Here is a 25,664-nt window from a genome sequence, read left to right as displayed (position 1 = left end):
CGCGGAGCAGATCGACACGTCCGGGATGTTCGAGTCCCGGAACCTGATGCCGAAGTTCGAGATCCCCGACGGCTACACCGAAACCACCTGGTTCCGCGCGGAAGTGCTCGCCGGAATGCGCCGGCGCTATCCCGGGGGCTGGGACGAGCGGTATCAGAAGCAGGTCGACTACGAACTCGACATCATCGTCGAGATGGGGTTCCCGGGGTACTTCCTCGTCGTCGCCGACTTCATCATGTGGGCCAAGCGCAACGGCATCGCGGTCGGCCCCGGCCGCGGCTCCGCGGCCGGCTCACTGGTGTCGTACGCGATGGGCATCACCGACCTCGACCCCCTGGAACACGGACTGATCTTCGAGCGGTTCCTGAACCCCGAGCGCATCTCGATGCCGGACGTCGACATCGACTTCGACGAGCGCAGGCGCGTGGAAGTCATCCGGTACGTGACGGAGAAGTACGGTGCCGACAAGGTCGCCATGATCGGCACGTACGGCACCATCAAGGCGAAGAACGCCATCAAGGACTCGGCCCGCGTGCTGGGCTACCCGTACGCGATGGGCGACCGCATCACCAAGGCCATGCCCGCGGACGTCGGCGGCAAGGGCATCGAACTGGCCGGCATCACCGATCCGTCCCACCCCCGCCACGGGGAGGCGGGCGAGGTGCGGGGGATGTACGAGAACGAGCCCGACGTGCGCAAGGTGATCGACACCGCGCGCGGTGTGGAGGGCCTGGTGCGGCAGATGGGCGTGCACGCGGCCGGCGTGATCATGTCCAGCGAGCCGATCGTGGACCACGCCCCGATCTGGGTCCGGCACACCGACGGCGTCACCATCACCCAGTGGGACTACCCCCAGTGCGAGTCGCTGGGCCTGCTGAAGATGGACTTCCTGGGCCTGCGCAACCTCACCATCATGGACGACGCCGTCAAGATGGTGAAGGCGAACAAGGGCGTCGACCTGGAACTCCTCGCGCTCCCCCTCGACGACGCAGCCACCTTCGAACTCCTCGGCCGCGGCGAGACGCTGGGCGTCTTCCAGTTCGACTCCAGCGCGATGCGGGCCCTGTTCCGGCTGATGAAGCCGGACCAGTTCGAGGACATCACCGCGGTCACCGCGCTCTACCGGCCCGGCCCGATGGCCATGAACTCCCACACCAACTACGCCCTGCGCAAGACGGGCCAGCAGGAGATCACCCCGATCCACCCGGAGCTCGACGAGCCGCTGAAAGCGGTCCTGGACCTCACGTACGGCCTGGTCGTGTACCAGGAGCAGGTGCAGAAGGCCGCCCAGGTCCTCGCCGGCTACTCCCTGGGCCAGGCGGACCTGCTGCGCCGCGCCATGGGCAAGAAGAAGAAGGAAGTCCTCGACAAGGAGTTCGTCCCCTTCCGCGCGGGCTGCCGCGAGCGGGGCTACTCGGACGGGGCGATCCAGGCGGTGTGGGACGTGCTCGTCCCCTTCGCCGGCTACGCGTTCAACAAGGCGCACGCCGCGGCGTACGCGCTGGTGTCGTACTGGACCGCGTACCTCAAGGCGAACCACCCCGCCGAGTACATGGCCGCCCTGCTGACCTCGACCAAGGACGACAAGGACAAGTCGGCCGTCTACCTCAACGAGTGCCGCCGCATGGGCATCAAGGTGCTGCCGCCGAACGTCAACGAGTCCCGGTCCGACTTCGCCGCGCAGGGCGACGACGTGATCCTCTTCGGCCTCTCCGCCGTCCGCAACGTCGGCACGAACGTGGTGGACGCGATCATCCGCAGCCGACGGGCGCGGGGGAGGTACGCCTCCTTCCCCGACTACCTCCACAAGGTGGAGGCCGCGGCCTGCACCAAGCGCGCCACCGAGTCGCTGATCAAGGCGGGCGCCTTCGACGAGCTGGGCCACACCCGCAAGGGGCTGCTCGCCCACCACGAACCGCTGATCGACAGCGTGCTCGCGGTGAAGCGGAAGGAGGCGGAGGGCCAATTCGACCTCTTCGCCGGCGATCCCGCCTCTGACTCCGGCTCCGGCCCCGGCTCTGGCTTCGGGCTCGACGTCGAGTTCTCCGCCGACGAGTGGGAGAAGTCCCATCTCCTCGCGCAGGAGCGGGAGATGCTCGGCCTGTACGTCTCCGACCACCCGCTGTTCGGGGCTGAGCACCTGCTCGCGGCCCGCACCGACACCCCGATCTCCCAACTCGCCGGGGGCGCCCATCCGGACGGCGCGGTCCTCACCGTCGGCGGCATCGTCACCGCCGTCCAGCGGAAGATGACCAAGCAGGGCAACGCGTGGGCCATCGCCACCGTCGAGGACCTGGCCGGCTCCGTCGACTGCCTGTTCTTCCCCGCCACGTACCAACTGATCGCGTCCGCCCTCACCGAGGACACCGTCGTCCTCGTCAAGGGCCGGCTCGACAAGCGCGAGGACACCCCCCGCCTGGTCGCCATGGAACTCACCCCGCTGGACCTGGCCGCCGCGGCCGGCGACGCCCCGATCCGCCTCGACATCGACGCCCCGCAGGTCACCCCCCACACGATCCGCCGCCTGAAGGAAACCCTGCACGCCCACCCTGGCCCCACCCCGGTCCACCTCCGCGTCCACGGCCCCACCCGCACCACGGTCTACCTCCTCGGCTACCGCGTCACGCCCCACCCGGCGTTCTGGTCGGACCTCAAGGCGTCGGTGCCGGTGACGTCGGACCGGTGACCCCACGGCACGGTGACCCCACGGCACGGGGGCGGGGCCACTGGGGGGCAGGGGTCGCGTTTCAGCCGTGCCCGCGGCGGGGTTACGCCCCCATGTGCCCGGTTCTGCGCCCCCAGCTCCCTCGCCCGCAACACCGGCCTCTTGCGCCACTCGGCAAGGTGGCCGAAGTTCAGCCGCCGTCCCGCCGGCCCGGAACCGCCGCGTCAGGACGGGTGCCGTTACGCAACCGTCCTGCGGAAAAGTGAGGGTGCGTCAGTCAGTTGTCGGCCGGGGCGGCGAGTGGCCCGTTCGAACCACCCGGCCCGCGCGACCAGTTCGGTGAGGGTGCGTCAATCGAACAGGCGGGGGCGACGGTCCCGAGCCGGCGCCCCGAGTCGTACTGACCGCCGAGCCAGCACGGCGTACGCCGCACGGTCCGTCCTCCGACTGCGGAGGCGGCCGCCCTTTCGCAGGACCGGCAAAGACGGCTTCCCCGCAGGTCACAGCAGCGGCGACGGGACCAGGCGCGACCAAAAGCCGTTCTTGTCGTGGCGGGGGTGGCGACCTAGATTCCTGATCACGCCGGTTGACAGGATCATGACCCGCCACACTCGGGGTCGGACGCGTCGGCGCCACCGAGGGCCTGTCGTGCGGAACAGGCCGGAGGTGGGCCGGGGGCACCTCCTGGCCTACGGGCCGCGGGTGCCCGCCGGCCTCGGATCCACGCGGAGGCGAGCAGTGAAGACCAAGCGCACAACCCCCCACGACGGCCTTCCCCCCTCCCGACGGGCACGGCCGCGCGCCGGCACCGTCGGTGCGTCGGTCGTCGCCGCGCTTGTCGCTCCCACCGCCGTGGCCGGGTCGGGCGGTGGTGGCGCGCTCACCGCGCCACCGCCGCTCGGCTGACGGACGTTCGGACGTCCCGACGTCCCGACGGAGCGGGTGGATGCGCCGACTGCCGTACGCAGCCACCCGACGACGACCGCGCGGGGCCGGAGGCCCCCGGTCGGCGGGGGACCTCCGACCCCGCGCCCGCCGGGTCGCTTCCAAGCGCCAAGAACGCGCCCGCACCGTCGCGCCCGTAGCGGGACGGACAGCGCACCGACTGCAAGGAACCGCCCTCTTCGCCCGCGATACGGTGCTGTCATGTCTCGACCAGCCGAAACCGGCCCAACCCCGTCTCCCGTCACCGCGGACGACGTCGCCCTCGCCGTACGGCTCGCCGTGCGCACCCTGCGGGACGCACCCCCCAAGGGATGGGACGCCAAGGCCGGTTCGCTGGAGTGGGACTGCTGGGAGACCGTCGAGCACCTCGCCAACGACCTGTTCTACTACGCCGTACAACTCGGCCCGCAGAGCCCGCCGTTGGACACCCACGTGCCCTTCGCCCTCACCCGCAAGAGGCCGGAAGCCCCCGTGGTCTTCGCCCACGCCGAGCGCGACGCGGGTCCGGCCGGCCTGCTGCAGGTGCTGGAGGCGTGCGGCGCGCTCCTGGTCGCCATGGTGCGTACGACACCACCCCACGTCCGCGCCCACCACGCCGCCGGGGTGTCCGACCCCGAGGGCTTCGCGGCGCTGGGCGTCCAGGAAACGCTGGTGCACCTGCACGACGTGGCCGAAGGCTTCGGCCTCCCCTGGACCCCGCCCTCCGACCTCTGCTCGCGGGTCCTCACCCGCCTCTTCCCCGAAACTCCGCGCGACACCGCCCCCTGGCCCACCCTGCTCTGGGCCACCGGCCGCGCCGAACTGCCGGGCCGCCCCCGCCTCACCACGTGGCGCTCGGACAGCACGCCGCGGCAATAGGGGGCAGACCGGCTCCAGCCGCAGTGGCGCCACCGGGTCCAACGGGCCCGAGGCGCACGTCGGGACGCGCCTGGCGTCGTCAGAGCGTCCAGGACGCGGGGTGGGCGCCGGTTCGCCGGAGAGTGTGGGTGCCGCAGGGTTCGACGGTGAGGGTGTACGCGCCGGGCTCGGGTCGACGGGCGGCGGCCCACTGCACGGCGAGGTCGAGGCGTTCGCCCCACAGGTCCCTCGCGCCGTCGTGCTCCACGGTGACGCGGTCACCGGCCTGGGGAGTGATCCTGGCCCACGATCCGGTCGACGGGTGGACGAGTCCGTGCACCACTGCGGCGGGGTCCGTGGGGTCCGTCCCGAACGACATGGACAGCACGTCGTGGTGGAGCATCCAGATCTCGTGGGCCAGGGTGTGGACGATCTCGTCGGCGGAAACCGGGAGGTCCATCTCCCGGCGAGTGCCGGTCTCATTCATGATCAGCCCGGTGAACTGGGCCGCGACGGGGGCGGTGTGGTCGGGCTCGGGGCGGGCCCGCATGAACATGGCGTCGCCAGGGAGGAAGCGGCCCTCAGCAGTGCCGTCTCGGTCGACGGTGAGGCGGGCGACGCCGTTGCCGATGTTCGTCACGACGATTCCGCCGGGGCGGACTTGACGGGGCCAGGCGACGGGGAGGCGGTCGACGCCACAGGTGGCGAGGATGCCGTCATACGGGGCGCCCGCGGGATGTCCCTGGGTGCCGTCGCCGGTCACCACGGCGGGGTGGTGGCCGATGTCCGCCAGGCGCAGGCGGGCGGTGGCGGTCAGTTCCGGATCGACGTCGATGGTGGTGACCTGGGCGGCGCCGAGCAGGTGGCACAGCAGGGCCGTGTTGTACCCGGTGCCGGTGCCGATCTCCAGGATTCGGGCGTTGTCGGGAACGGTGAACGCCTCCAACATCCGGGCCATCAGCGAGGGCTGGCTCGACGAACTCGTCGGTGTGCCGGCGTCGTCGTGCCGGATGGTCAGGGTGGTGTCGGTGTAGACGGCGTCGAGGTAGCCGGCCTCGCCGGGCTCGACGGCGCGGCGGCCGTCGGGCCCGCTCAGGGTGAACCGGGGCACGAAGACTTCCCGCGGCACCGCAGCGAATGCCTCGTGCCAGGGCGAGCCCTCGGTCAGCGCGCCTTCGGAGGTGAGGGCGTCGACCAGGCGCCGGCGGGCCTTCGCAGGGTCGGGCGATGTGGTGGTGGGCATGAGGGAGTCACTCCTTGCAGGACGTCGGCGATGGCTTGGCTGATCGGTTCGCGCAGGTGGGGGATGAAGCCGTACTGACCGTTGGGGTTCAGATCGACTGCGTGCCAACTCCCTTGGTGGTCAACGAGGAAGTCCATCGCCGCGTAGCGGAGGCCGAAGGTGTTCATGAGGGTGCTCACACCCCGGCGCACGGTCTCGGGAACGTGCGCGCAGGGTGCGTAGGTGAGTGCGTCGTAGTCCCGGCGGAAGTCGGTCCGGGACGCCTCGGACCCGGCGTGGATCTCGCCGGCGAACAGCCGGTCGTCCACTGCGGTGAGTCGAACCTCGTACGCCTTGTCGATCCATGCCTGGAACAGGTGGGCGGTGACGGCGACGTCCGCGGTGATGTGATCGGCGGTGACGGGCGTGGTCCACAGCGCGTGTTGCTGTCCCTTGTGTGATCCCGGTGCGCTGTTCCCCAGCGGCTTGTAGGCCGCCCGGCCGCGGGGAAGGGCAGAGACGAAGTCACGGGCTTCCGCGGGGTCGTTGGTGATCAGGGTGGGCGGGACGGTCAGGCCGCTGCGGGCGGCTTCCGCCAGGGCCACGGGTACGCAGTCCGCGACGGCGTTGCGGTGAGGATGGTTGACCCAGGTGCAAGGCAGCGAGGTGAGCACACCGCCGAGTCCGGCACGGGCCTCGGCCTGCGCCCAGCGGGCGTCCTCGGCGGAGAGGCCGGGACGCAGTCGGTTCCCCGTGGGTCGGCGGTAGTAGACGGACGTGACGTCTTCGAACGGAAGGTCCCGGTGCTGCCCCCGCCACACGCCCGCCCAGCCGGTCCGTCCGGGATCGATCCGAGCGGTGAGCCCGCTGGACTCGGGAAAGTCGCCGGGGTCAAGCCGGACGACCGGTACACCGCGTGCGGACAACTCGGCGACGACCATGTCCGCAGTGGCGTCCATGTGGCGGCGGGTCAGTACCAGGACCGTCATGATCCACTACCCCTTGGGTCAGTCGGTGTCGTTGTCCGTGTCCGTGGCGAGCTGCATGTCCTCCCGCGTCTGGGACGTGGTCTTGAACGCGGTCTTCATGGACGGGGCGTGGATGAAGGGCTCTCCGTCGCCGGTGACGGTGAGCTGACGCTCGGGGCAGAAGGCCAGAGGGCCGACGGGTTCCTCGGCCAAGGCGACCGGGACGGTCAGCGTCAGCCCGAACGGCCGGACCGACAACGCTGCCGGGTCCGGTTGCGGACCCGACGCTGACGCGTCCAGCCCGGTGACCACGGGAGGTGCGAGGGTGTTCATGTACGTCTCCTCGAACTCTGCGTGCGGCCCCGACTCGGGCAGGAACCCGAGCGGAAGGGCCGCGGGACTCCTCGACCATGGCGCCTCAACCCCGGCCGGGCGAAGCCCCCACCTCGTGGTCGTAGGTCGTTGTCAAGCCCCCTGCCGTCCCCTCCCGTTGCGCTCCCGCATCCGGCACTGCGCCCTTCCTCCGTCCGTCACGGGGCTTCTACACTCCGCGACGATTCCCGTTCGTCCCGGCCCAGGAGGTCCCGGTGTCCCCAACCCCGGACAACGACCATCCTCTCGTCCACGCCCGCAGGCGTGGGGGTTTGTCGCAGCAGATGCTCGCGGACCGCATCCGCGAAGCCGGGCACAGAGCACGGATCAACGTGGCCACCACGAAGAAGACCGTCTCCTGCTGGGAACACGGCCGGGCCCCCGACGGGGTGACGCAACGCTTGATCGCCGTCGTCTTCGACGTGGACGAAGAGGCCAGGCAGGCGACACCGTGGCCGTACTGGCTGCCCGGCCCCGACCTTCCCGAGCTGTATCGGCCCTGGACCGCCGTCGGTACCGTGGCCGTACTCGACGACGTGCTGAGGAGCGGCCGAATGGACCGTCGGAAGTTCATCATCGTCTCCGGTGTCACCCTGACCGCGCTTCTCCACGACTGGCTCACCGCGAACCCCGACATCGCCCACGCCACCGCCCGAGGTGGCCGCCGCGTCAGCGCGTCCATGGTCGACCGGATCGAGGCCCGCATCTCCGAACTCCAGCGCGATGACGACGCCTACGGCGGCGGGGACCTGATCACCGAAGCGGAAGCCCACCTTTCCCTCGTCCACCAACTCCTCGCGCACAGCTCCTACACCAGCGCCCAAGGCGCACGCCTCCACGCTCAAGCAGCCGATCTGGCACGCATGTGCGGATGGATGGCCTTCGACGCCGGACGCCACGCCACCGCCCAGCGCTACTTCAACGCCGCCCTCCGGGCCGCCCGCACCAGCGGCGACGTACTGCTATGTGCCAACGTCTTCGCGTTCGCCGCCGTCCAGCACTACTCGGTGGGAAACCCCCACGACGCCGACACGATGATCCGAACCGCGCAAGTCGCCGTCCGCGGCCAGAGCACCCCCGTCGTCGACGCCATGCTCTCCGCCCGTCAGGCACGGGCCCTCGCCAAGGCGGGCGACGCCCGCGCCTGCTACCGCGCGCTGAACCAGGCAGTCGATCACCTCGCCGCCGGCCACCGGGACAACGACCCCGCCTGGGCCTACTGGGTCGAGCAGCCAGAGATCGACATGCTCACCGGCTCCTGCCTCCTCGATCTCGGCCGCCCCCGCGATGCCCAGGTCAAGTTCACCGAAGCCCACGCGTCCTACGGCGACGGGTACACCCGCACCCGCGCGCTCTACCTCTCCCGGATGGCCACCGCCCACTACCAGCAGGGCGATCTCGACGGGGCCTGCCAGACCGGGATGCAGGCCCTCGACCTCCTCGACACCCTCAACTCCCCCCGCAGCAACGACCACGTCCGAGACCTCGCAGCAGCCATGAACCACCACGGCGCGGTATCGGTGGTACGGGAGTTCAGAGATCGAGTCGCCGAGGCGGTGAGCCCATTTCAGCGCTGACGCCCCAGGGCGAAGGAATCCGCTGGCGCACGTCGGAACGCGCCCGTGCGTCGTCCCGATGGAAGTGCGTCCGCATCCCGCGGTCGGCCGAGCGATGAGTTTCGGGTCGGGTGGAGGTCACAACCCGCAGGTCCGGTCATAGGCTGACGGGCTCGTACTGAAGGAGACGCATGGCAAAGCTCATCTACTCGATGATCACCTCGCTCGACGGCTACGCGGAGGCGGCGGAAGGCGGCCTCGGCACCGGCGCCGACGACGAGGAGGTGCACACCTTCATCAACGACCTGTTCCGCCCCGTCGGTACGTACCTCTACGGCCGGCGGATGTACGAGACGATGCTCTACTGGGAGACCGCGCACACCGAGCCCGACCAGCCGCCGCACATCCTGCAGTACGCCAGCGACTGGCAGGCCGCGGAGAAGGTCGTGTACTCCACGACGCTCGATTCGGTGTCCAGCGCGAAGACCAGGATCGAGCGGAGCTTCGACCCGGAGGCGGTGCGCAAGCTCAAGGCCGACGCCGACGCCGACATCACCGTGGACGGCCCGAACCTGGCGGCCCAGGCGATCGCGGCCGGCCTGGTGGACGAGTACCACATGTTCATCACCACGAGCGTGGTCGGCGGCGGAAAGCGGTTCTTCCCCGACGGCGTGCGCCTCGATCTCGACCTGGTCGAGGAGCGTTCCTTCGCCAGCGGGCTGATATACGCGCACTACCGGACCCGCTGAGCCGCGCGCAGTTGTTCCGGCGGCCGGTGCCGGAGGCGCCTCCGCGTTACGGAGTGAGTCCTCACTCATTGACGGAGTGAGGGCTCACTCCGTAGGGTTGTCGTCATGACAGCACCCAAGGAGAACCAGTCCGCACGTCGTCGCGCCCCCGGCATGTCCCCGGAGCAGCGGCGCGCGATGATCATCCAGACCGCGATTCCGTTGATCGCCGAGTACGGCTCAGCGGTGACCACCGCGAAGGTCGCCCGCGCCGCCGGCATCGGCGAGGGCACGATCTTCCGGGTCTTCGCCGACAAGGACGAACTGCTGCAAGCCTGCCTGGCGGAGGCGCTCTCCCCGGAGCACGCGGTCCGCGAACTCGGCGCGATCGACGTGTCCCAGCCCCTGCCCGACCGTCTCGCGGAGGCGGCCCAGGCGCTCCAGGCGCACCTGGCCCGCATGGGCGCGATCGCCGGCTCCCTGCATGCCTCCGGACACCGCGGCGGCAAGCACGCCGGCACGGTGCGCGGCGCCGGCCGTGAGGAGTCGACGATCCGCATCCGTACGGCCATCGCAGAACTGCTGGAGCCCGACAAGGCCACCCTGCGCCGCCCGCCGGAGCAGATCGCGGCCCTCTTCTTCGGGCTGCTCTTCACCCAGCCGCACATCGAGGACGAGCCGGAGCTGACCACGCAGGAGCTGGTGGACATCTTCCTGCACGGCGCGGTCACGGACGGGAACGCGGTCACGGGCGCGGCTTCGGGCGCGGCTTCGGGCGGCGCCAAGTGAACGTGCGCAAACGACGCTGGGCGGTCACGGGCCTCGCCGTCCTCGCGCCCCTCCTGGTGTGGCTGGTCGCGGACCCGATGCTGGGCCGGCAGTTGGAGATCGCCAACGGCGACGAAACCCTGGAAATCGGCGCGGTGGTGGTCGCGTTAGTCGCCCTGCTGGTCGCCCTCGCCGGCTGGGGCCTCCTGGCCGCGCTGGAACGGTTCGGGGTACGCCGCGCCCGCGCCGTCTGGACGGGGGCGGCCGTCGCCGTACTCGTCCTGTCCTTCCTCCCGCTCACCGGCGACATGGCCGGCGGCACCCGGGCCGCGCTGATCCTGGTTCACCTGACGGTGGCGGCGGTGCTGATCCCGGGCCTGTGCAGGGCGGCCCCGCCACGTGCGTAGCGGACGTCGAGCACGCGAGGGTGCCCCGCCGAGCCGTCGACGGGGCACCTCGTCCTCGGTGTGCGGTCAGCGTTCCAGGAGGGCGATGCGGACGGCTCGTTCGACGTGGGCGGCGGCGTTGGCGTGGCCCGCGGCGTTGGGGTGGACCAGGGTGACGCGCTTGCCGATGAGGGCGCAGTTCAGCAGGGTGCCGGGGACCTTGGAGGGCCAGTAGTCCGCGGCGTCACCGCAGATGCCCTCGACCCACTTGGTGCCCGCGGGCTGGCAGGCGTCGTGGCCCACGCTGGAGGAGTAGACGTCGACGTAGCGGTCGCCGAAGAACTGCGAGACCCGCTTGATGGTGCCGTTCAGCGGCTCCAGGACGTCGTCGCGGAGCCAGTCGACGTCGGCGTGGGTGATGGAGCCCAACTCGGTGAGGGAGAGGCGGTTGCAGCTGCTGGCGTCCTCCGGCAGGACGGCGGGGTAGCCGACCGTGATCACCTTGGCGTTGGGCGCGGCCTGGTGCACCTGGGCCAGCATCTCGACGTACTCGTCCTGGACCCGGGCGAGCTTCTCCTGGATGCTCTCCTCGCCCTCGGGCGGGTTGGTGTAGTACTCGCGGCAGGACTTGCCGGCCACGCCCTGTTCGAGGCACTTGAGGAGCATGCCGCCGAAGGGCAGGCTGTTCCCGCCGATGCCGATCGTGACGACGTCGGTCCGGTCGTCGAGGCCGGCCCGCTGGATCTGCGGGTCCACCGCGGGCCAGCCGCCCTCGGGGGGCTCGACCGGGCTGATCGGCACCTGCTTGGCCTGGGCGATGTCGGCGATGGTGGCGGCGCCGCAGCTCACGTTGGTCAAGTTCACGGGCTTGCCCGGCGGGAACTCCGCGAGCTCCCGCTCGACCAGGCCGGGGTAGGCGTCGCTGGTGCGGTCGCAGCCGTCCCGTGCCGCGTCCCCCAGCGCGGGCTGCGGCTCGCCGACGAAGATGCCCGCGGTGTACGAGTCACCCAGCGCGGCCCACTCGTACTGATCGGCCGCTCCGGCGGAGCCGGCGGGCACCAGCGCCGAGGCGGCCAGCACCAACCCGACGGCCAGCGCTCGGGTGCGCAGGCGGGAGACAGGGTGTGGCATGGATCCTCCAGGGTCTGTGACAGCCGCCCGGCTCTGGAACGCGCCCCGGGCGAAGGCGCTCGGCGGAGATCATCTACGCCATCCACCCGCCCCGTTGACGCACCGGGCCCACCGTCCCCGATCAGCCTAAATATTCAGATCTTTCACGCCGCGGACGTCCTGGGCCCGGTCTCCGCACGGCTGAGCGTCGCCACGGACACCGGCCACGGCGACGTCTTCGCCCGCCTGTGCGACGTGGATGCGCAGGGCCGCTCCGTCAACGTCTGCGACGGGTTGGAAGGGCTCCGGGCGGCCGTACCGATGCCCCCGCGCACCACGGTGCCGATGGGCTCCACCGCCGGTGCGCCGGCACGCCGGTGCGCATCACGCTCCACGCGGATCCGGCGCTGATGCTTCCGGTCCGTCCGTAGCGGGACGCCGGCGGCCCGTACCCGCCCACCTGCTCGGTGGGGCATCCTCGTTGCAGGTCGAGACAGTCGCGGCAGCCGCGTCACACGAAGGGGAGTCGTACATGAGCAGCAGGCCCGGACAGGACGACGGGGTGTGGTTCTTCCCGTACGGGCTGGACCGCGAGACGTACGGGGCGCTCGACGCCCGGGACGGGGTGACGAGCACGTCGCGGGCCGCGACGCCCGGCGATCGGGAGCTCGCGGAGTCCGTCGTCGCGGCGGGGCGGGCCGCCGCGGACGGGGCGTGGGCGCGGACGTTCACGCAGAAGGAGCTGTGGGAGGTGCACGCCCACATCGCCGGTCAGGTCTGGCTGGGCGTGCACCTCATGGACGGCGGTGACGGGTGGTCGGACGAGGAGCGGGCGGAGCGTCAGGCGTACGCCGTGCGGCTGCGCGACGAGCTGCGCGCCATCGCGCAGTTGGCGGCGCACCCGGTCGGCGACCCCGACCCGACGGCCACCTGACGCCAATCCTCACCGCGCGCTCAGCGCCCGCGGTACGCGTCGTGGATGGTCTGCTGCAACGTGTTGCCGGCCGTGTCGACCAACTCGGCGCGGAGGGCGACGGATTGGCCCGCCGCCGGATTGGTGACCGTCACGGCGCCGTCGACGAGCGGCACCTTCGTCCACGTGCGCCCGTCGTCGTAACTGGCGCGGACCGTCAGGGACCGTACGCCGCCGTCCGCCGCCGCGCCCTCGACCGTGACGGGGACGCGGGACGACGCGCCCGCCGGTGCGGTGGAGTCCGAGGCGAGTTCGGGGGAGAAGCGGACCGTGGAGACGGGAAGGTCGACGGGGGCCGCGGTGCGCTGCGAGGCGAACGTCCACTCGGCGGCGACCTTCGTCGACACGGAGGTGAAGCCGCTGCGGGTCTCCGTCGTGCTCAGCCGGTACTCGGCGCGGTCCGCCGGCACGGTGAGCGGGGTGTCGCAGAGTGAGCCCTTGCCGTCGAAGACCGGTTGGCCGTTGCGGTGCAGGGTGGTGGCGTACGCGTCTGCCGGCGCCTGACCCCAACGGCCCGGCCCGTCGGCGAACATCGGCAGGCAGCCGCTGATCACGTCGCCGGACCGGGTCAGCCCGCTCCGTGCCTCCGGCCGGTTCGGGTCCGCGGCGACGCCCGGGCCGAAGACGCCGATGCCCAACCGGACCGGGGTTGCCTTGCCGGGGGCGTACCGGCGCGGGCCGGTGTGCAGGTCCGCGCCGCGGTCCTGCGGGTCGTACTGCCGGAGCGAGAGGTTCCAGCGGACGCCGCGGGCGTTGACGTGCAGGGTGTACGGGCCGGGGAGGTCCAACCCGTCGAGGCGCTGTGAGAAGCGGTCCCCGCTGCTGCCGTCGAGGACTGCGAGCGAGTCCAGCATGCCGTACAGCCCGGCCGTCGATGCGCCGAACTCTCCATGCAGGGTGGAGAGATCGGCTGGTAGGAAGTCCCGCGTGACGCCCGTCGGGAGGGTGGCCCCGCCGGCGGTGAAGGCGAGTCGGTACGCCTCCGCGGGACTCTTGCGCCAGGTGCCGTGGAAGCTGAGCGCCGCACGGTCGCCGGTCGGGAGCGCGGGTCCCAGGTGAGCGGTGCGCACGTCGTCAAAGGAGGTGAAAGTCCATTCGTCCCTGAGCTGTTGCCCGTCGACGTCGACCGACCGGGCCAGTTTCGCGTCCACCGGCGTCGCCGCGGCGTCCGGCACGGTGACCCGCACCGGCCGGGCGGTGCGGGCGTCCACGGTCACCGTGGTGTCCCGGTCGACGACCAACCGGGGCTGGCTGATCAGGTCGAAGGGCCACCGCCAGTTGCCGATGCGCACCTGGCTGTCGAGGAAGTAGTTCCCGCGGGGCAGCCGGAGGACGGATGCATCGACGTCGAACCGCTTGGTCTGCGCGGGCCCGGTGAGCGCCGTCAGCGAGGTCGAGTGGAGCAGGCTCGGTTGACCGTCCCGTCCGATGTGCTTCACGGTGACGTCGTACGACTCGACCTCCAGGTCCAGGGAGCCCAGGGTGCGGACCGTCTGACCGCCGCCCGTCGCCGTGAGCTGGACGGTGAAGAGCCCGTCGGCCGTGCTCACCCGCCCGCTCGCGGTCACGTCGACGCTCGCCGTGCCGCCGGCCGGCACGGTGACCCGGTCCGTGGAGAGCGCGAAGACGCCCGGTGACGCGGGCTTCCCGTCCGGCCCGGTGCCGGTGAGGGCGAGGTCCAAGGTCACCGGTGCGGTGCCGGTGTTGCGGTACGTCACCTTCCGCGTCGTCGCGGTGTCGTCGTGCCGGGGCCACCGCTGCCGGCCGAAGGAGAGCGGCGGGCTCTCCACGAGCACGGTCCGGGCGAGCGCCGCGGCCACGTCGATCCGGCCGTGTCCCTGCTCGAACACGGTGTACGGGCCCGGCTTCGCCGAGCCGGCGAGGGCGCCCTTCAGGGCGCCGGCCTGCCACGTCGGGTGCTTCTGCTTCAACAGCGCGGCGGCGCCGGCCGCGTGCGGTGCGGCCATCGACGTACCCGTGTTGGCGACGTATCCCGGCGTCGCGGGGTCGCCCGCGCCGACGGCCGCGGCCACGACGTTGTCGCCGGGCGCGGTGGCGTCGGGCTTCAAGCCGCCGTCGCCGCGGGTCGGGCCGCGGTCGGACATGGGCATCAGGACGTCCGAGTGGTCGACCCCGCCGAGGGTCAGGCCGGCCTCCGCGCTGCCAGGGGAATCGATGCCGTCGTTGTAGTTGTTGCCGGCAATGGTGGTGAAGAGGGTCCCGCTGGTGGCAGTGAGCCGATTGACGCCCTCCTCCAACACGTCGAGCCCGGGAAAGTCATTGCCGGTGATGCTCATGTTCACCACGTCCGCGCCCTGCGCGACCGCCCACTCCATGCCGGCGAGGATCTCGGAGTCCAAGCCGTAGCCGTTGTCGTCGAGCACCTTCCCGTCCAGATAACTCGCGGCAGGAGCCACGCCCTTGAACTTTCCGCCGGACTTCGCGCCCGAACCGGTGGCGATGGACGCGACGTGCGTGCCGTGGCCGCGGCGGTCCACGGCGTCCGGCGCTCCGGTGAAGTTCCGTTCGGCGAGTTGGCGGCCGGCGAGGTCGGGGTGGGTGTCGTCCACCCCGGTGTCCAGGACGGCGATCTTCACGCCCTGGCCGTCCAACCCGGACTGCCAGGCGGCCGGCGCGCCGATCTGCGTGGTGCTGCGGTCCAGCCCTGCTCGCCGTACGCGGTCCAGCCAGATCTTCTCCACACCTTCCGCGGCCCGGAGTTCTTCGCCCTGCGCGGTGGTCCGGCCGGCGCCCGCGGGGCCGGTGGTGTCCGTCAGCGCCGCCCACACCCGGGCGGCGCCGGCCGCGTCGCCGACCCGTACCGCCCGGGCGTTCACCGCGGGCAGCTCGTGGCCCAGCCGGTCGGCGGTGCCGAGCACCTTGCTCAGCTCGGCCTCCGGCGCCTTGGCCGTGCCGCGGTAGCGCACGACGAGCGGCAGTCCGGGGCCGCGCTTGCGGTACTCGGGGCGGCTCAACTCCGTGACGTCGAAGAGCCGTTCGTCCAACCGTCCGGTACGGATCAGGGGCTCGGCGTCCATCGGTACGACGAGGGTGCGGTCCGCGCGCCGGCTGATCTGCACCGGGATGCGGTCGCGGCCCGGGCCGGGCTCGATCTGCGCGACCTGGCCGCCGCGGTCCAGGACCACGGTGTCCCCGGTGACGAGGACGATGCGGGGGCCGTCGCCGCTCGGGGCCGGGCTTGGGGGCTTTTCGGCCTTGGTCACCGGTGCGGTGAACCCCACAGCCATGGTCGCCGTCACCGCGGCTAACGCCACGGCCGTCCTGCTGCTTCTCCTGCTCCTGCTGCTGCGTCGCAACGGGCCTCCCCGGAAGTGGTCGGAGAGGTGGTCATCCCCGGGGCGGCCCGGGGTGACACGGTGATGCTCGTATCACGCGGACGGGACGAGCGACTTGTACATGTGGACGTCCTCCGCGCCGCCGGGGAACCCGAGCGTCCGGCCCGTCTCGACGTAGCCGTGCCGCTGGTAGAACCCGGGCGCCTGGAAGGTGAACGACGACACGCACGCCCGGTCGCAGCCGCGCCGGCGCGCCTCCTCCTCGGCGGCGAGCAGCAGCTTGCCGCCCCAGCCGTCGCGGCGGCTGTCCTCGCGCACCCACACCTTGTCGATGCCGAACAGCCCGCCCCACGTCCAGCCGGTCAGCCCGGCGACGACCCCGCCGGCCGCGTCCAGCACCTTCACCGACAGGCTCGTCTGGTCGGCGGCCGTCGTCCCGGTCGCCGGGAAGTTCACCGCGTCGAGCCCGTCGGACAGGCACTGGTCCAACTCGGCGTCCTGGTCGCCCACGCTGAGCACCGGGCCAGCGGTGTCATGATCATGTGACATGTTGCACAGTGTGGCATTCCGGGACACCGATGAGTTCGGAGGGTGACTCGTGTCATATTCGCTGATCACGCGGCGATGACGGAGAGGGAGTCTCATGAGCACGAACACCACGGGTGGGTCCACGGGCGGTTCCACGGCGGGGGCCAAGGGCCCCGCGAGCTACTTCCCGGCGATCGAGAAGAAGTACGGACGCCCGGTCGAGGAGTGGCTGGAACTCATCCGCGCGTCCTCCCTGACGAAGCACATGGAACTCGTCGCCTGGCTGAAGGCCGACCACGACCTGGGCCACGGCCACGCGAACGCGCTGGTCGCGTACGCGTTGAAGGAGCCCCGCGACAAGTAGCCCCCGCGCGGGGGCGCGGCGCCTTCGCAACGAGCGGGAAGGGCACCGGCCCTGGTCGGCGTGCCCGCCGTATTCCTGCGGGCGTGTTGGTCTCTGCTGCCCGGTGGTGGGCTTGTCGCGCAGTTCCTCCCCCTGTGCCCTGCGGGCACGGGGGCACCCCCACCTACGGCCAGAGGTGTGGGGGAGCCCCCAGCGCCCCGATTCGCTTCCCCCACCACCGGGCCGTGGAGACCAACGCTCCCGCAGGGAAGCGGCGGATGCGTCCAGACGCACAGGGACCTGCGCGGGACTTCCGGACCCGACCTGTGTGCTCTCCTGAACCGGCCGTCCGACCGTCGGCGCCGACTGCGCGCGCGGCTCCGCAATCGCCGGGAGCGGCGCGCGGACCTGCGCGGCGGCCACCGGGCCGGTGGTCCCCGGCGTGCCGCGCGTGATCACGGACGCTCGGGTTCGGCGGTCGGCTTCGCCGGCCCCGCAGCCGGCTCCGTCGCCGGAGGCGCGGGCGACGGCGAAGGCGTGCCCTGCGCCACCACCTGCGGTGGGCGGACCGTCAGGGTGCGGACGTCGCGGCTGCACAGCGCCGCCGCCGTCGCCGCCAGACTCAGCAGCGCACCGCCCAGCAGCGTCGCGCGCATCCCGTACCGCTCGGCGAGCGGACCCGCGGCCATCTCGCCCAGGGGGAGGGCGAGGAGCGAGCCGAGGATGTCGTACGAGTAGACGCGGGCCAGCCGGTCGGGCGGGACGTTCTCCTGGAGGGAGAGGTCCCAGGCGACGCTGAACTGCTCGATCGCCATGCCGTTCACGAACATCGCGACGACGAGCAGCGCGACCGGCGCCGCCTCCGCCAGGGCGATCAGCGGCAGCACGTCGAGGGCGATCACGGCGACGCCGATCCGCAGCATGTGGCGCGAGCGCGACCGGGCCACGACGAAGCCGCCGACGAAGGCGCCCACCATCTGCCCGGCGAGCACCAGGCCCCACGCGGTGCGGCCGAAGGTGTCGTCGGCGATCGTCGGGCCGAGGACGTGGATGCCGCCGGAGGCGACCGCGTTCACCACGAAGAACTGCGCGACGATCGCCCACACCCAGGTGCGGGAGGTGAACTCGCGCCATCCTTCGACCAGTTCGGCCAGCGGACGGGACCGCGCCGGCGCCGGCGCGGAGTCGTCCTTCGGGGCGCGGGGGATCCGTATGCAGTGGTACGCGAGGCCGGCGCAGACGAAGACGGCCGCGTTCACCGCCATGCCCCAGCCGGCGCTGAGCAGCGAGGCGAGCAGCCCGCCGAGGGAAGCGCCCACGATCATGCCGAGGTTGACCCCCATGCGGGTCACCGCGTTCGCGCTGCGCAGCATGTCCTTCGGCGCGACGAGCGGCACGAGCGCCGCCGTCGCGGGCATCGACATCGCGGACATCGCGCCGTTGACCACGCTGAGCACGACGAGCAGCGGCACGGAGGGCGAGCCCAGCAGCAGGACCGCGGCGACGGCGGCCTGGGAGAGCGCGGCGCCGGCGCTGGTGCCCTGGAGGATCAGCGGGCGCGGCAGCCGGTCGGCGAGCAGCCCGCCGAAGAGGACGAGGACGACGGTGGCGATGGAGCGGGCGCCGACGACCAGCCCCAGGCTGACCGCGGAGCCGGTCAGGTCGAGCACGGCGAAGGCCAGGATGATCGGGGCCATGGCGTTCGCGAGCTGGGTGAGGGTGCGGCCGGTGGCGAGCCAGCGGAAGGGCCGGTGCCGCAGCGGTGCGAACAGCGACGTCGTGGGGGCGGGCGCGGGGGTGCCGTTCACCGGGCGGCACCGCGGTGCGCCGTCGCGCCGTCCGGGTCGGGCCCGGGCGACTTGCGCTCCTCGCCCCGTCCCACCATCGGGAACAGCATCACCGTCGCGCTGACCCGGACCGCCCCCGCCGTGCCCGGTGCGAGCGCCTCCTCGTGCATCACCCGGCCCAACTCCGCCGCGAGCGCCTTCACCCGTTGCCACGCCTCGGGCGCCAGCGTCAGCTCGGCGTCGGTGAAGTCGCCGGCCGCGCCGGGCAGCCGCTCGCGGCTGCGCCGGACCAACTCGTCGGCGAGCACGGACGCGACGGCGCGCTGGTCCGCGCCGGATCCGACGGGCAGCCGCTCGCCACTGTCGGGCATATGCCGGTAGCGTTTGGCCCTGCCGCCCCGTACGGACGTCTCCTCGACCAGGTCCAGCAGTCCGACGGCGTGCAACTGGCGGATGTGGTAACTGACGTTCGCCTGGGACTCCCCGAGTTCCCGGGCCGCCTCCGCGCTGCTCATCGGCGCGCCGGTGAGCAGGGAGAGCAGCCGCAGTCGCAGGGGGTGCGCGAGGGCGCGCAGTCCGCTGAGGGGCGGATGTTGATCGGCACCTGACATGCCGGGCAGTCTGCGCCCGGAACCCATCACTGTCAAAGACTTATTTTGAGGTTGGTCGCAAACCGTCACGGCCACTGCCCACGGGTGTGCCCACGGGTCCGTCCGTGGCCTGTGTGGGGGTCTGTTGGCGGGCTCGCCGGCCGACCCGTCCGCGCGCCCGGGGCGACACCATCGCCGTCGCCGTGATGGGCGACCCGTGCCGTATGCCCCGATATAGCCTCCCTCCATGACCTGGCTTCGCGCGCTGAAGGAGACCGCGCGCTTGGGACTCACCGTCGAACGACAGGGGCTCGAACCGCTCGTCGCACTGCGAGGCGCGGCCGGTCTCGCGATCGTCGTCATCGGGACCCTCGCGCTCTTCGGGCCACTCGCCGCCGTCAGCTCCGCCTTCGGCGCCTTCCAGGCCGTGATCGCGACCTTCCAACGCTCCTGGCGGCCGCGGCCGGTGCTCGCGCTCGCGTCCGGCGGCAGCCTCGCCGTCTCCACCTTCGTCGGCTACCTCACCGCCAGCCACCCCGCGCTCTTCGCCGCACTGATCGCGCTGTGGACCTTCGGCGCCGGGCTCTGCTGGGCCCTCGGGCCCACCGTCGGCATCATCGCCTCCTCCAACGTCGCGATCATGCTGGTGACGATCACCCTGCCGACCTCCGTCGCCGCCGCGGCCGGCCACGCCGCGGTGATCGCCGCCGGCGGCCTCGTCCAGGCCGCGCTGATCCTGCTCTTCCCCGTACGCCCCTGGGGCGCGCAGCGCGACGCGCTCGCCGACGCCCTCGCCGCGGAGGCCGACTACGCGCGCCGACTGCGCCACGACCCCACCGCCCCCTTCGACCCGGCGCCGCTGATGCTGGCCCGCAGCGCCGCCGCGGTCAGCCCGCGCCAGGCCCGCCGCCGCCCGGCCGAACTGCACGGCACGCGCGGCATCGCCGAACGCATCCGACCCGTGCTCGCCTCGCTCGCCGACCCCTGCGTCGGCGTCCCGGAAGAGGGTCCCGAACGCGCCCGGGTACGCGAACTGCTCGCCGCCGCAGCCGTCGTCCTGGACGCCGCAGCCCACGCCGTACGGCACGGCGAACCCGTACGCCTGCCCGCCCCCGCGCTCGCCGCGCTCCGCACCCCCGACACCGGCGCGGTGCTCGCCGGCCCGCCGCGCCGCGCCGCGGTCCGCCTCTCCGCACTCCTCGCCGACGTCACGGAGACCGCCCGCGGCGAAGGCCCGACCGACGGACACCGGGCCCGCCCCTCGCTGCTGCGGCTGCTGCCGTCCGCCCTGCGCACCGTCCGCGCCGAACTGCGCCGCGGCTCACCGGTGCTGCGGCACGCCGAACGCTCCGCGACGGTCGTGGTCGCCAGCTACCTCGCCGGCGCGGCGCTCCCGCTCGGCCACGGCTACTGGGCGCCGATGACCGCGGTGATGGTGATGCGCCCCGACTTCTCCCAGACGTACGCCCGCTCCGTCGCCCGCTTCGGCGGCACGCTCGTCGGCGTCGGCCTCGCCACCGCCGTCGCCGAGGCGGCGGACCCGGGCCCCTACCAGTCCGCCGCCCTCGCCGTGGCCTGCGGCTTCGCCACCTACCTCGTGCTGCGCACCGGCTACGCGGCGGCCAACGTCGGCATCTCCGCGTACGTCGTCTTCCTGCTGCACATGGGCGGCGAGGAGGCCGGCCAGACGGTGCCCGAACGCATCGTCCTCACCCTCATCGGCGGGCTGCTCGCGATGCTGTCGTACGCCGTCTACCCGGCCTGGGAGACGCCGCGGCTGCGCAACCGCCTCGCCGACTGGCTGAAGGCGGACTGCCGCTACGCCGCCGCGGTCGTCGACCACTACGCCCGCCCCGCCGAGACGGACGCGGCGAAACAAGACATCCGACAGGCCCTGCTGGCCGCCCGGGACGCCCGGGTGGCCTGGCAGGACGCCCTGCAACGCGCCGCCAACGAACCCGTCCGCAGCCGCGGCCTCTCCCGCGCCGCCGCCGAGGCCGCCGGCGAAGCCCTCTCCCAACTGGGCCGCGGCGCCATGCTCCTGGAGGCCCACCTCCCGGCCCACGAAGACGCCCCCGTCCCCGCCGCCGCGACCCTGGCGAAGGCCCTGCGCCACGACGCCGAACGCGCGGCCCGCGCGGTGCGGGAGCGGCGGGTGCCGCGCTGGGACGGCGTGAAAGAGGCCCTGTCCCAGCAGCCCGACCAGGGCTACGACCTGCTGGACACGGCAACGGCCCAGATCGGCCGGGCCCTGGAGGAACTCACCGCGACGCTCGCGGCGGAGGCGAAGAGATAGGGGAGCGGCCGACGGGGCTCAGCCCGCCCCTTCCCCTTCGGCGGTCCGGAAGCACTTGGTGGCGAAGGACACCTCGACGGCGCTCTCGTATCGCTGCCCCGGGGGAAGGAGCCGCAGCCGGACGTCCGTGGAGACCTTGCCGTCCGTCGAGTCGGCGATGATCTGGGGCGAGCGCGCCCGGCTGTCGTCCTCACCATCCGGTCGCCTCGTCGCGCACGTCCGCGGGCAGGCCGTTCAGCGCGCCGACGCTCGCCGGGTTCATGCTGAGGTAGGCGTCCTGCTGCTCGTCCGTGAGGCCCTTCCACCACTGGGCGTTGTCCTCGGGGGAGCCGTCCTTCGGCGGGCCCTTGATGGTGTCGAGGTACGGGTCGGCCGCCTGCCGCACGCCGGCGGCGTCCGCGGTGGTGTCCGTCCGGTCGCGGGCCGAGACGGTGAGGTCGTCGTCCGCCTTCAGGGTCCGTAGCTCCGGCGCCCACTTCTCGTCGGCGGCGGTCGCCTACGCCAGCGCGGTGGCGATCCGGTCGGCGATGTCCTGGGCGGCGATCGCGTACGGATCGGGCTGCTGCGCCGCCGCCTGGCGGCCGAGCGAACCGGCCAGGGGCGTGCTGCGGCCCGTGGCCGTCCCCGCCGGCGGGACGGCGCCGTCCACCTTCTCCGGGCCCGGCGGATACGTCACCGAGCCGTCGGCGTTCACCGTCAGCTTCTGCGTCCCGGCGTCGGCAAGCGCGTCGTCCAACTTCCGTTTGGCGGCGGCCAGGTCGAAGGCGAAGCCGTTCAGGGCGGTGCTGATCAGACCGCACTCGGTCTGGGTGTAGAGGAAGTTCTTCCCCCGTTTCCGCAACTCCCCGCGGGCGGTCTCCGCGGCTTCGCCCTGGAGGGACTTGCGCATGCCCGCGACGACCGTGCCCTCGATCTGGTCCTCGGCCGCCCGCGCCATGTCGGCGACGGACCGGTATCCGTCGGCCGCGTTCTCGTAGTCGGAAGGCTTCAGCGCCTTCAGCGTCGCGAAGTCCACGCCCGTCACCGGGTCGAGGGGACGCAGGAGACGGGGTCGACGTCGGCGTATGCGCCCCGGACCCGGTCGATCTCCGCTTTGACGGCTTCGTCGGTGGCCAGTTGGTCCCGCCCGACGCGCTCCATGATGCTGCGCAGGCTCTCACACCGCTTGCGCCATGCGTGCGTCCACCCCCTCGTCGACGATCCCCAAAGCGTTTCCGGCTCAACGACACCGTTGCTGATGGGGTTTCAGAAGTCTGCTGCCCGTGTGTCGGATCCGACATCCGTCGCCGTACTCAGATCGCACCGGACCGCATCGAACCGCATCGGTTCGTTCGGCACCCACGGGACACCCCTTGGTCGGCCCGTGTGGATGCACAAGCGCTTTCGGGTGCGACGGAGGAGACGGGCATGGGCTGTCGTGACGGGTGTTGGCGGAATGGCCGCACTCCGTCGCCTCTCGTCGCGCGTCGTCCTGCTCATCACTTGCAATTACGTGGAAACTGGAGCCTGCGGGGCTCGCTCCGCGTCTCATCCAGTGCACGGGGGTTCAACCCGGCGGCGCCTCGGGCGTCGAGCGGGACCGTTCAATGCGTAACCGAGGCAACACCCCGCGTGCACGTGCATCTGCGCGTGCGGATGCTCGCGCATCCGCACGCGAAACACAGCTATGATCCCCGACAGTTGACACATGCACCTTGTACCTCGGGAGCTACACGTGCACCACGCGTACAACGGCATGGCGGCCACGGAGCTTCCCGGGGTCGTCTGGCAGAAGAGCAGGCACAGCAACTCCCAGGGCTCCTGCGTGGAGTTCGCCAAGCTGCCCGGTGGTGGCGTGGCGGTGCGCAACTCGCGCCACCCGGAGGGGCCCGCGCTCATCTACACGCCCGCCGAGATCGAAGCGATGATCCTGGGCGTGAAGGACGGGGAGTTCGACCACCTGATGGCGGACTGACGCGGGCGTCATGCCGCTTGCAGCGGCACCGCTACGAAGCGGCGCACGGCCGGCCCGAACATGGAAGCGGGCCCGCTCCCCAGGGGGCGGGCCCGCTTCGGTCGGTCGGCTCGCGCCGCCGGCCGCAACCGCTCAAGCCAGCCTGAAAAGCGCCCACACGACCTTGCCGTGCAGCGCTCCGGCGAGCGGATGCCATCCCCAGGCGTCACTGAACGAGTCGACGAGGAACAGTCCCCGGCCGGACTCGGCCGTGTCGCACGCTTCCGGTAGCAGCGCGAGGCCCTGCGGCGTCACGCCGTCCGCGTCGAAGTCGAACGCCTCGGCGCGGGAGTGGGCACCGGAGTCGACGTCGAAGCGCGCCCCCGGGATCCCGGGGCCGGGGTCGCGCACCGCGACCACCAACCGGCCCGGCCAGCGCATCAAGTGCAGCCGCACGGGCGAGTCGTACGTCTCGTACGTGTCGGGTGCGGGCTCGTCCGGCAGGGCGTGCCGCAGCGCGTTGGTGACGAGTTCGGAGACGACCAGGGTCACGTCGTCGTAGCGCTCCTGCAACTCCCAGTCCCGCAGGGTCGCGCTGGCGAACTGCCGTGCCGCGCGCACCGCTTCGTGGCGGCCGGGCAGCGAGCAGGACGCCGAGCTGACGGCCCGTGCGGAATCAATGGGGGGAAGCCCCTGCCTTAAGGGCTTGAGCATGGTCGATCCATTCGTCCCCATGCGAGGCACTCCCCCGGGAATCGCAGCTGTGACGCTTCAACACGAACGGGCACGCTGTACGCGGGACCATGGTTCCCAATGCTTACGGCAGATGCAAGGGCAGATGCACGTGCACGCGCCTGCCGTGTCAGCTTTCATCAGGTTTCCTGCCGATATCTTCCTCTCATCTGGTCCATCGGCTTCCCAAGTGCTTTCCATTTCCGTAACCGAACGAGTACAGGGTGGAGTGTTTTGGTGGCAGAATCCCGCACTTGGGGTTAGGGCATGCTCCACGCTGTACTGAAGAACCGGAGGGCCGACACGTGCGGACGGACACGTTGGGCGACAGACAGAGACCGATGGAAGGGGAGGGGCGGAGTCGTGACCGCTGGCGAGTCGTGGGCGCAGGGCCCGGGTGGCGGGTCCGTGGTGCGGCGCATCCTGTTGGGTTCGCAGCTACGGAGACTGCGCGAATCGCGCGGCATCACCCGTGAGGCGGCCGGCTATTCGATCCGCGCATCAGAATCGAAGATCAGCCGCATGGAGTTGGGACGTGTGAGTTTCAAGGCGAGGGACGTCGAGGACCTGCTGACGCTCTACGGGGTGGCCGACGAGACCGAGCGCGAAGCGCTGCTCGCCCTGGTCAAGGAGGCCAACGTGGCGGGCTGGTGGCAGCGGTACGGCGACGTGCTGCCCGGCTGGTTTCAGACATATGTGGGACTGGAGGCCGCGGCCTCGCTCATCCGCATCTACGAGGTCCAGTTCGTCCACGGCCTGCTCCAGACCGAGTCGTACGCCCACGCCGTCGTCACCCGCGGCACCCCGGACGCCCCCAAGGACGACGTCGACCGAAGGGTCGCCCTGCGTCTGGAGCGGCAGAAGGTGCTCGTCTCCGAGCGCGCACCGCATCTGCACGCGGTCCTCGACGAAGCGGCACTGCGCCGGCCGTACGGCGATCGGTCCGTGATGCAGGGGCAGTTGAAGCACCTCATCGAGATCTCGGAGATGCCGAACGTCACGCTCCAGGTGATGCCCTTCAGCTTCGGCGGGCACTCCGGCGAGAGCGGCGCCTTCACCATGCTGCGGTTCCCCGAGTCGGACGTCTCCGACATCGTCTACCTGGAGCAGCTCACCAGCGCGCTGTACTTGGACAAGCGCGAAGAGGTGGCCCAGTACGAGCGGGCGCTGCACCGACTCCAGGAGGACAGCCCGGACTCGGCGGAGAGCCGGGACGTGCTGCGCGGGCTGCTCCAGCTCACCTGACCCCGGAAACCCGAACTCCGAACCTCTGCCCCCTGATCCACTGATCCTCTGATTCCGTGATCCGCTGATCCCGTAGCCCGATCAAACCGAGCCGGTCGTACGGCTCACCGGACCGTCGGCGGGTGCCCTCGCCCCCGACCACCCACTGACCGCCCATCGGCCGCCCCTCGTCGTCGGCCGCGCTCCCGGCAACCGAGCCCCGCGTCACTCCGCGGGTCGCCACCCCCCTTCCGCCGGGTCACCGCCCCCGCTCCGTCCTGAGCTGCACCTTCCGCCCCGGAGCGCTGGGGGTCCCCCCGCGCCCTCCGGGCGTAGGGGGCGGAACGCCGTCCGTCGCATCGCGGACAGGTCTGGTCCACCGCAGTTTTTATCGCCGTGGTCTAC

At 71.7% G+C, this 25,664-nt stretch carries 22 protein-coding genes and 1 pseudogene; 12 read left to right on the top strand and 11 right to left on the bottom strand.

What is annotated here, in order from left to right; translation table 11 throughout:
- Together dnaE and ACH4E8_RS33185 are read left to right on the top strand one after the other, a co-directional pair.
- A partial coding sequence (gene dnaE, locus ACH4E8_RS33190) for a DNA polymerase III subunit alpha (protein ID WP_398455268.1) occupies nt 1-2,686 on the top strand: 2,686 nt, incomplete at its 5' end.
- A gap of 1,125 nt (nt 2,687-3,811) precedes the next feature.
- A complete protein-coding gene (locus tag ACH4E8_RS33185; RefSeq protein WP_398455266.1) occupies nt 3,812-4,468 on the top strand; it encodes a hypothetical protein in 657 nt (218 codons plus the stop codon).
- A 79-nt stretch (nt 4,469-4,547) separates the two neighbouring features.
- Here the strand turns inward: ACH4E8_RS33185 and ACH4E8_RS33180 are convergent, their stop codons facing one another.
- From ACH4E8_RS33180 to tgmA, 3 genes are read right to left on the bottom strand one after another with little or no spacing between them, the layout of a single operon-like run.
- On the bottom strand, nt 4,548-5,690 hold the full coding sequence (locus ACH4E8_RS33180; protein WP_398455265.1) for a methyltransferase domain-containing protein: 1,143 nt from the start codon (nt 5,688-5,690) through the stop codon (nt 4,548-4,550).
- A complete protein-coding gene (gene tgmB, locus ACH4E8_RS33175; protein ID WP_398455263.1) occupies nt 5,612-6,658 on the bottom strand; it encodes an ATP-grasp ribosomal peptide maturase in 1,047 nt (348 codons plus the stop codon). The genes ACH4E8_RS33180 and tgmB overlap by 79 nt, the downstream gene beginning before the upstream one ends.
- 18 nt (nt 6,659-6,676) lie before the next feature.
- Entirely contained in the window at nt 6,677-6,970 is a 294-nt protein-coding gene (gene tgmA / locus ACH4E8_RS33170; RefSeq protein ID WP_398455261.1) for a putative ATP-grasp-modified RiPP, read from the bottom strand.
- 254 nt (nt 6,971-7,224) lie between these two features.
- Between tgmA and ACH4E8_RS33165 the strand changes: the two genes are divergently transcribed.
- The 4 genes from ACH4E8_RS33165 to ACH4E8_RS33150 all read left to right on the top strand — a co-directional run bounded on the left by ACH4E8_RS33165 (nt 7,225) and on the right by ACH4E8_RS33150 (nt 10,468).
- Nucleotides 7,225-8,586 (top strand): multiprotein-bridging factor 1 family protein, encoded by a 1,362-nt coding sequence (locus ACH4E8_RS33165; protein WP_398455260.1) that lies wholly within the window; start codon nt 7,225-7,227, stop codon nt 8,584-8,586.
- 170 nt (nt 8,587-8,756) lie between these two features.
- A complete protein-coding gene (locus tag ACH4E8_RS33160) occupies nt 8,757-9,314 on the top strand; it encodes a dihydrofolate reductase family protein (RefSeq protein WP_398455258.1) in 558 nt (185 codons plus the stop codon).
- Nucleotides 9,315-9,419: 105 nt separating this feature from the next.
- Nucleotides 9,420-10,082 carry a TetR/AcrR family transcriptional regulator gene (locus ACH4E8_RS33155; protein WP_398455256.1) on the top strand — a complete coding sequence of 221 codons (663 nt, stop codon included), beginning with the start codon at nt 9,420-9,422 and terminating at the stop codon, nt 10,080-10,082.
- Nucleotides 10,083-10,084: 2 nt separating this feature from the next.
- Nucleotides 10,085-10,468 carry a DUF6069 family protein gene (locus tag ACH4E8_RS33150; RefSeq protein WP_398455254.1) on the top strand — a complete coding sequence of 128 codons (384 nt, stop codon included), beginning with the start codon at nt 10,085-10,087 and terminating at the stop codon, nt 10,466-10,468.
- 66 nt (nt 10,469-10,534) lie between these two features.
- Here the strand turns inward: ACH4E8_RS33150 and ACH4E8_RS33145 are convergent, their stop codons facing one another.
- Nucleotides 10,535-11,578, bottom strand: coding sequence for an SGNH/GDSL hydrolase family protein (locus ACH4E8_RS33145; RefSeq protein WP_398455253.1), 1,044 nt, complete (start codon nt 11,576-11,578; stop codon nt 10,535-10,537).
- 153 nt (nt 11,579-11,731) lie between these two features.
- Here ACH4E8_RS33145 and ACH4E8_RS33140 point away from each other — a divergent pair.
- A pseudogene (locus ACH4E8_RS33140) lies at nt 11,732-11,917 on the top strand (CocE/NonD family hydrolase C-terminal non-catalytic domain-containing protein); the annotation flags it as partial.
- Between the two features lie 172 nt (nt 11,918-12,089).
- The gene (locus ACH4E8_RS33135; protein WP_398455251.1) at nt 12,090-12,491 is read left to right on the top strand and encodes a hypothetical protein; all 402 of its coding nucleotides are present in this window, start codon (nt 12,090-12,092) and stop codon (nt 12,489-12,491) included.
- A gap of 20 nt (nt 12,492-12,511) precedes the next feature.
- Here the strand turns inward: ACH4E8_RS33135 and ACH4E8_RS33130 are convergent, their stop codons facing one another.
- Nucleotides 12,512-15,778, bottom strand: coding sequence for a S8 family serine peptidase (locus ACH4E8_RS33130; protein ID WP_398455249.1), 3,267 nt, complete (start codon nt 15,776-15,778; stop codon nt 12,512-12,514).
- A 141-nt stretch (nt 15,779-15,919) separates the two neighbouring features.
- A complete protein-coding gene (locus tag ACH4E8_RS33125) occupies nt 15,920-16,375 on the bottom strand; it encodes a GNAT family N-acetyltransferase (RefSeq protein WP_398455247.1) in 456 nt (151 codons plus the stop codon).
- A gap of 94 nt (nt 16,376-16,469) precedes the next feature.
- Between ACH4E8_RS33125 and ACH4E8_RS33120 the strand changes: the two genes are divergently transcribed.
- Nucleotides 16,470-16,718: a DUF4287 domain-containing protein gene (locus ACH4E8_RS33120; protein WP_398455246.1), complete on the top strand. Its 249-nt coding sequence runs from the start codon at nt 16,470-16,472 to the stop codon at nt 16,716-16,718.
- 434 nt (nt 16,719-17,152) lie between these two features.
- On the opposite strand, the gene ACH4E8_RS33115 is transcribed toward ACH4E8_RS33120, so the two are convergent.
- Nucleotides 17,153-18,505: an MFS transporter gene (locus ACH4E8_RS33115; protein ID WP_398455245.1), complete on the bottom strand. Its 1,353-nt coding sequence runs from the start codon at nt 18,503-18,505 to the stop codon at nt 17,153-17,155.
- A complete protein-coding gene (locus ACH4E8_RS33110; RefSeq protein ID WP_398455244.1) occupies nt 18,502-19,095 on the bottom strand; it encodes a helix-turn-helix domain-containing protein in 594 nt (197 codons plus the stop codon). The genes ACH4E8_RS33115 and ACH4E8_RS33110 overlap by 4 nt, the downstream gene beginning before the upstream one ends.
- A gap of 226 nt (nt 19,096-19,321) precedes the next feature.
- Between ACH4E8_RS33110 and ACH4E8_RS33105 the strand changes: the two genes are divergently transcribed.
- The gene (locus ACH4E8_RS33105; RefSeq protein WP_398455243.1) at nt 19,322-21,370 is read left to right on the top strand and encodes an FUSC family protein; all 2,049 of its coding nucleotides are present in this window, start codon (nt 19,322-19,324) and stop codon (nt 21,368-21,370) included.
- A gap of 190 nt (nt 21,371-21,560) precedes the next feature.
- Here the strand turns inward: ACH4E8_RS33105 and ACH4E8_RS33100 are convergent, their stop codons facing one another.
- Both ACH4E8_RS33100 and ACH4E8_RS33095 read right to left on the bottom strand, forming a co-directional pair.
- The gene (locus tag ACH4E8_RS33100; protein ID WP_398455241.1) at nt 21,561-21,755 is read right to left on the bottom strand and encodes a hypothetical protein; all 195 of its coding nucleotides are present in this window, start codon (nt 21,753-21,755) and stop codon (nt 21,561-21,563) included.
- Between the two features lie 111 nt (nt 21,756-21,866).
- A complete protein-coding gene (locus ACH4E8_RS33095; protein ID WP_398455240.1) occupies nt 21,867-22,394 on the bottom strand; it encodes a hypothetical protein in 528 nt (175 codons plus the stop codon).
- Nucleotides 22,395-23,084: 690 nt separating this feature from the next.
- Here ACH4E8_RS33095 and ACH4E8_RS33090 point away from each other — a divergent pair.
- Nucleotides 23,085-23,324, top strand: coding sequence for a DUF397 domain-containing protein (locus ACH4E8_RS33090; RefSeq protein WP_361529945.1), 240 nt, complete (start codon nt 23,085-23,087; stop codon nt 23,322-23,324).
- A 132-nt stretch (nt 23,325-23,456) separates the two neighbouring features.
- Here the strand turns inward: ACH4E8_RS33090 and ACH4E8_RS33085 are convergent, their stop codons facing one another.
- Nucleotides 23,457-24,038, bottom strand: a complete 582-nt coding sequence (locus ACH4E8_RS33085) for an ATP-binding protein (protein WP_398455238.1) — start codon at nt 24,036-24,038, stop codon at nt 23,457-23,459.
- Nucleotides 24,039-24,398: 360 nt separating this feature from the next.
- Between ACH4E8_RS33085 and ACH4E8_RS33080 the strand changes: the two genes are divergently transcribed.
- Nucleotides 24,399-25,280, top strand: coding sequence for a helix-turn-helix domain-containing protein (locus ACH4E8_RS33080; protein WP_398455237.1), 882 nt, complete (start codon nt 24,399-24,401; stop codon nt 25,278-25,280).
- Nucleotides 25,281-25,664: the final 384 nt, after the last annotated feature.

This window comes from Streptomyces sp. NPDC017979 (assembly GCF_044328175.1).
Taxonomy (GTDB): domain Bacteria; phylum Actinomycetota; class Actinomycetes; order Streptomycetales; family Streptomycetaceae; genus Streptomyces.
Note: the sequence above shows the minus strand (reverse complement) of the source record. Positions and strands in the feature narration are given on the sequence as shown.